Annotated in this window: 6 protein-coding genes; 4 read left to right on the top strand and 2 right to left on the bottom strand. The window is 52.3% G+C overall.

Annotation, left to right across the window (positions count from 1 at the left end; translation table 11 throughout):
* Nucleotides 1-341 precede the first annotated feature (341 nt).
* Together Q1M25_RS07615 and Q1M25_RS07610 are read right to left on the bottom strand one after the other, a co-directional pair.
* Nucleotides 342-1,571, bottom strand: coding sequence for a PilT/PilU family type 4a pilus ATPase (locus Q1M25_RS07615; RefSeq protein WP_003747654.1), 1,230 nt, complete (start codon nt 1,569-1,571; stop codon nt 342-344).
* 86 nt (nt 1,572-1,657) lie between these two features.
* Nucleotides 1,658-2,704, bottom strand: coding sequence for a type IV pilus twitching motility protein PilT (locus tag Q1M25_RS07610; RefSeq protein WP_070606632.1), 1,047 nt, complete (start codon nt 2,702-2,704; stop codon nt 1,658-1,660).
* Nucleotides 2,705-2,820: 116 nt separating this feature from the next.
* On the opposite strand from Q1M25_RS07610, the gene Q1M25_RS07605 reads away from it, so the two are divergent.
* The 4 genes from Q1M25_RS07605 (at nt 2,821) to dksA (ending at nt 5,600) form a co-directional block, all read left to right on the top strand.
* Nucleotides 2,821-3,516: a YggS family pyridoxal phosphate-dependent enzyme gene (locus tag Q1M25_RS07605; protein WP_300483561.1), complete on the top strand. Its 696-nt coding sequence runs from the start codon at nt 2,821-2,823 to the stop codon at nt 3,514-3,516.
* A 76-nt stretch (nt 3,517-3,592) separates the two neighbouring features.
* Nucleotides 3,593-4,390, top strand: coding sequence for a pyrroline-5-carboxylate reductase (proC, locus tag Q1M25_RS07600; protein WP_300483558.1), 798 nt, complete (start codon nt 3,593-3,595; stop codon nt 4,388-4,390).
* Between the two features lie 2 nt (nt 4,391-4,392).
* A complete protein-coding gene (locus tag Q1M25_RS07595; RefSeq protein ID WP_300483555.1) occupies nt 4,393-4,950 on the top strand; it encodes a YggT family protein in 558 nt (185 codons plus the stop codon).
* Nucleotides 4,951-5,183: 233 nt separating this feature from the next.
* Nucleotides 5,184-5,600, top strand: coding sequence for an RNA polymerase-binding protein DksA (dksA, locus tag Q1M25_RS07590; RefSeq protein WP_004519243.1), 417 nt, complete (start codon nt 5,184-5,186; stop codon nt 5,598-5,600).
* The last annotated feature ends 170 nt before the right edge of the window (nt 5,601-5,770 follow it).

Raw genomic sequence — 5,770 nt, 5'->3', positions numbered from 1 at the left:
TCAGACGGCCTGTGAGGCGGTTGTCCAAATCGACCAAACCGCCGGCAATAATGCCGAGTACGAAGGGCATGGCAAGTTTGGGGGTGTTAAAGTGCCAAACAAGGGTGGCGGCGATGAATACGCTGGCGAAGACGGGTAGGGAGGCAATGATCAGAGGTTTGAGCGGCGGGGTGTTCATGATTGGGTTGTTTTATTTGTTATGAGATGAATGATTGGATTTTAACAGGATTTTCAGTCGGTTTCAGAATGCTTTAAATGAGATAAGGCCGTCTGAACGGATACGGCGAAATGCTTGATTTCGTTTCCACATCCGTTCAGACGGCCTTGTTTGGCCTGCGTCATCAGGTCATCAGGTTGAGGTCGCTGATGCGGTCGTAGAGACGCTCGGTATTGTTGCCCTCGTCGTGCATTTGAATGCGCAGGCGCAAGTCGTTGGCGGATACCGCTTGGCGCAGGGCTTCGCTGAGTTCGATTTGGCCTTGTGCGTAGAGGTTGAAGAGGTTTTGGTCGAACGTCTGCATGCCGTTGCTGCCGGAGCGTGCCATCAGGTCGCGGATTTCCAGCAATTCGCCTTTGAAAATCAAGTCCTGCATGGCCGGAGTGTTGAGCAGGAGGTCGGTAACGGCCGTGCGTTGGCGGTTTTTCTTGACGACGAGGCGTTGGCCGATGATACCGACGAGGTTTAACGCCAAATCCATCAAAACCTGTTGGCGACGGTCTTCCGGATAGAAGTTGATGATGCGCTCGATGGTTTGGGAGGCTGTGCTGGCATGGATGGTGAAAACGCACAGATGGCCGGTTTGAGCCAGTTGGAGGGCGTATTCCATGCTTTCTTCGCTGCGGACTTCGCCGATACAGACGACGTCAGGCGCTTGACGCATGGCGCTTTGAACGGCGGTTTTCCAGTTGTCGGTATCGATGCCGATTTCGCGCTGGGTGAAGATGCTGCGGCAAGGTTTGTAGATAAACTCGATGGGGTCTTCGATGGTAACGATATGGCCGGGCAGCTTTTGGTTGCGGTAGTTGAGCATGGAGGCCATGGTGGTGGACTTACCCGAACCGGTCGGGCCGGCGAGGATCAGCAGACCGCGCGGCGCGAGTGCAAGCTCTTGGAGTTTTTCGGGCAAACCGAGGGTCTTCATTTCGGGAATATCTTGGCTGACGCGGCGTAATACCATGCCGACGCGGCCTTGCTCGTGGTAGGCATTGACGCGGTAGCGCGTGTTGCTGCGCGATTGGACGGAATAGTTGATTTCCCAGTCGCGGTTGAAGGCTTCGAGCTGGTCGGGGTTCATGGTGGATTCGGCGATGGCGGCGGTGTCCGCTCCGGTCAGCGCTTTGTGGGGCATGGGCGTGAGGGTGCCGCCGACTTTGATGGCAGGGGGAAAGCCTGCGCTGATGAAGATGTCGGACGCGTTGCGTTTTTCGGCCTCTTCACACATACGGTCGAGCAGGGGGTGAAGATGCGTGCCGATTTCGGCCGGGGTGGGGATGTGCGGTGCTTGGTTTTTTTGTGAGTAGGCTTGCACCATTTCGCTTAACAGGTCGTGCAGAGGGGCGAGGTCGCTCATGATAATTCTCTTTAAAACGGGTATTCGGTCAGGCTGAAAGGCCGTCTGAAAACGGTATGATGGGGTTCAGACGGCCTGAGTATGGTTTAGAAAATAGAGAGGTTCTCGATGTTTTGCGCCTTGCTGCGTGCCAGTTCGGGGCTGATGGTGCCTTGGCGAACAAGGGTTTGCAGGGCTTGATCGAGGGTTTGCATACCGTGGGCCTGACCGGTTTGGAGGGCGGCGTTGATTTGGGCGATTTTGTTCTCGCGGATGAGGTTGCGTACGGCCGGTGTGGAAATCAGGATTTCGTGTGCGGCGACGCGGCCGTTGCCGTCGCGGGTTTTCAGCAGGGTTTGGGAAATGATGGCGCGCAAGGATTCGGACAACATGGAGCGCACGATTTCTTTTTCGCCTGCAGGGAATACGTCGACAATACGGTCGATGGTTTTGGCGGCGCCGGTCGTGTGCAGCGTGCCGAAAACCAAGTGGCCGGTTTCGGCGGCGGTCAGGGCGAGGGAGATGGTTTCAGGGTCGCGCATCTCACCGATCAAAATCACGTCTGGGTCTTCGCGCAGTGCGGAACGCAGGGCGTTGGTAAAGCTGTGGGTGTGTTGATGCAGCTCGCGCTGGTTGATGAGTGCCTTTTTGCTTTGGTGGACGAACTCAATCGGGTCTTCGATGGTCAGAATGTGGGCCGGTTGGGTTTCGTTGATGTAGTTGACCATCGCCGCCAGCGTGGTGGATTTACCCGAACCGGTCGGGCCGGTTACTAAGACTAAACCGCGTGGATTTTCGGCAATTTTTTGGAAAATGCGCGGCGCACGCAATTCTTCCAGCGTCAGGACGGTGCTCGGAATGGTACGGAATACGGCGGCCGGGCCGCGTTCGGTCATAAAGGCGTTGACGCGGAAACGGGCAACATTAGGCAGTTCAAATGAGAAATCGACTTCAAAATCCTGTTGATAGAGCTTGCGCTGGTGATCGTTCATGACCGAGGTAATCATGGTGCCGACTTCTTCCGAGCTCATCTCGGGCAGGTTGATGCGGCGGATGTCGCCGTGTACGCGTATCATGGGGGAAATGCCCGAACTCAAATGGAGGTCGGAGGCTTTGTTTTTCACGCCGAACGCGAGTAAGTCGGTAATCTGCATAATGTGGCCTTGTTTGGTTTAGAATAATAAAATCGCTTTATTTTAAATAGATAAATCCGTTCGACCAAGTAAAATTTTCAAAATGCCGAGTGATGAACGGGTTAAAGGAGAAAACCATGTCGGTATTGCAACAAAACTATCAGGACGTATGCCGGGCGGTTGAACAGGTGGTTGAGGCTGCCGGACGGCCTGCGGATGCGGTAAAGCTGGTAGCGGTCAGCAAGACCTTTCCGGCAGACGATATTCGCGAAGTGTATGCGGCCGGTCAGCGCGATTTCGGCGAGAACTATATTCAGGAATGGTTTGAAAAAACGGAAACGCTGGCCGATTTGCCGGATATTGTTTGGCACGTTATCGGCGATGTGCAGTCCAATAAAACCAAATTTGTGGCCGAGCGTGCACATTGGGTGCATACGGTAGGCCGTCTGAAAACGGCGCGGCGCTTGAGCGAACAAAGGCCGTCTGAAATGCCGCCGTTGCAGGTGTGCATTGAAGTGAACATTGCCGCGGAAGAGGCGAAACACGGTGTGGCACCCGATGAAGCAGTCGAGCTGTCCCTTGAAGTGGCCAAGTTGCCGAATATTAAAGTGCGCGGATTGATGTGTGTGGCCAAGGCCGACAGCAGCGATGATGAGTTGCGCAGCCAGTTTCATACCATGCAACGGCTGTTGGCTGAGCTGAACGCGGCAGGCGTCGAAGCAGATGTTTTGTCTATGGGTATGTCCGGAGATATGCCAATCGCGGTAGAATGTGGCGCAACCCATGTCCGCATCGGCAGCGCGATTTTCGGCAAGCGGCATTATCCTCAATAAAAGTAATAGGCCGTCTGAACATGGCAGACAGAAGTTTCAGACGGCCTGATCGATATCACAAAGGAGTGACATATATATGAATATCTATTTTCTCGGCGGCGGCAATATGGCGACTGCCATTGCAGGCGGTTTGGTCAAACAAGATGGCTATCGTGTCCACATTGTCGAACGCGGCGCCGAAAGACGTGCTCAACTGGTTCAAGAATTGGGCGTAGCCGCTTCTGAAAACCTGCCCGAATTGAGTGCGGACGATGTCCTTATTCTCGCCGTCAAACCGCAAGACATGCAGGCAGCTTGTCAAAACATCCGTTTGAATGGTGCGCTGGTGTTGTCCGTAGCGGCCGGATTGTCCATCGATACCCTCAGCCATTATCTGGGCGGCACACGCCGTATCGTGCGCATCATGCCCAATACGCCGGCTAAAATCGGCTTGGGCGTATCCGGTATGTTTGCCGATGCAAGCGTTTCAGAAGCAGACCGTACAGCCGCAGACGGCATCATGCGCTCTGTCGGTACAACCGTTTGGTTAAACGAGGAGGAGCAACTCCACAATATTACCGGCATCAGCGGCAGTGGCCCCGCCTATGTTTTCTATCTGTTGGGCGCGCTCCAAAACGCGGCTTTGGCACAAGGTTTCAACGAACAAGACGCACGCGAACTGAGTCTCGCTACATTTAAAGGCGCAGTGACTTTGGCCGAACAAACCGGCGAAGCATTCGCACAATTACAGCAAAACGTAACTTCCAAAGGCGGCACGACACACGAAGCCATCGAAACCTTCAAAGCCCGTCACGTTGCCGAAGCCATCGAACAGGGCGTAGAAGCCTGCGTCAAACGTTCGCAAGAAATGGCGCAACAATATAAGGCCGTCTGAACATGCGTGGCGACTTGCTCCTATTATTGGCAGACGCTATTGCCATCCTGTGTATCACGCGCTTTTTGCTCCGATACGCAGGATTGGCAGCAGAACACCCCCTGCTCAAATTCAGCATACAGGCAACAGGCTGGCTGACCAAACCTTGGCAAAAAACATTTCCATCCGGCGAGAAAACCGATTGGTACTGCCTGCCCGCAGGTTTTCTGGTGTACTACCTTGCCTGTACCGCCATTATTTTCATCTCGCCGGCGCTGTCCATCAGCAATAAGCTGATTTTGGCAAACTTCTGGTTTGCCGCGCTCCATATGCTGAAAGCCGCGGCCTATACATTACTTATCGCTCTGATTATTAGAATGGTGTCCAGCATACAAGGTCGCTATTCGACGTTGACTTATGCCATCGAACGAATCCTGCAGCCATTGCTCAAACCGTTTTCCTTTTTGCGCGCAGGGCGATACGATTTTTCAGGCAGTTTGTTAGCGCTCTTATTATGGTTGTGGCTGGCCCGATGGTTTCCCCAACTTATCCAGCAAACCAACCTATGGTTGCTTCAATAGGCCGTCTGAAAGCGCAGCAGGTATTAACGACCAAAAATACAACGTCCTAAAAAGTGCTTTAATACATTTAGGTGTAAGGTAGTGCAAAAAAGTGCAAATCGAAATATAAAGAACAAATGAATAGGTAAAACATGATATGATTCGCCCAATTTCCAAAACGGAAATTCAAGAAAACCCAATAAAAGCAAACCCGTAGCATCCAAATCATTAACAACAAACCGAAAGCAGACACCATGGCAAAGCTGACAGAACAAGATATTTTAAACTGGGATGGTCCTGAAGAGGACTACATGAACAGCGACCAATTGGCCTTCTTCCGCGAACTACTGGTTAAAATGCAAGAAGAGCTGATTGAAAATGCAAACACCACTACCGGCCATCTTCAAGAGCACGAATCCGCTCCCGATCCTGCCGACCGAGCTACTCAAGAAGAAGAGTACGCTTTAGAACTGCGCACCCGCGACCGCGAGCGTAAACTTCTCAATAAAGTGCAAGCGACTCTCCGCAGTATTGACGAAGGCGATTACGGTTTCTGTGCCGATACCGGCGAACCCATTGGCCTCAAACGCCTGCTGGCACGTCCGACCGCGACATTGTCCGTAGAAGCGCAAGAGCGACGCGAACGAATGAAAAAACAGTTCGCTGACTAAGAATAAAGATAAAGAAACCTCAAAAGGCCATCTGAAAGAGCATTTCAGACGGCCTTTGTTTTGTATTTTTTTGTATGTATGGATTGTGTAGAAAGGTTGTTGAAGTTTTTTTATAAAATAAAAACCCTGTTAAAACAGGGTGGTGGTTAAATTTCTAGAAATAATTTTGC

This window comes from uncultured Neisseria sp. (assembly GCF_951230505.1).
Taxonomy (GTDB): Bacteria; Pseudomonadota; Gammaproteobacteria; order Burkholderiales; family Neisseriaceae; genus Neisseria.
This window is presented reverse-complemented; position numbering and strand designations above follow the sequence as displayed.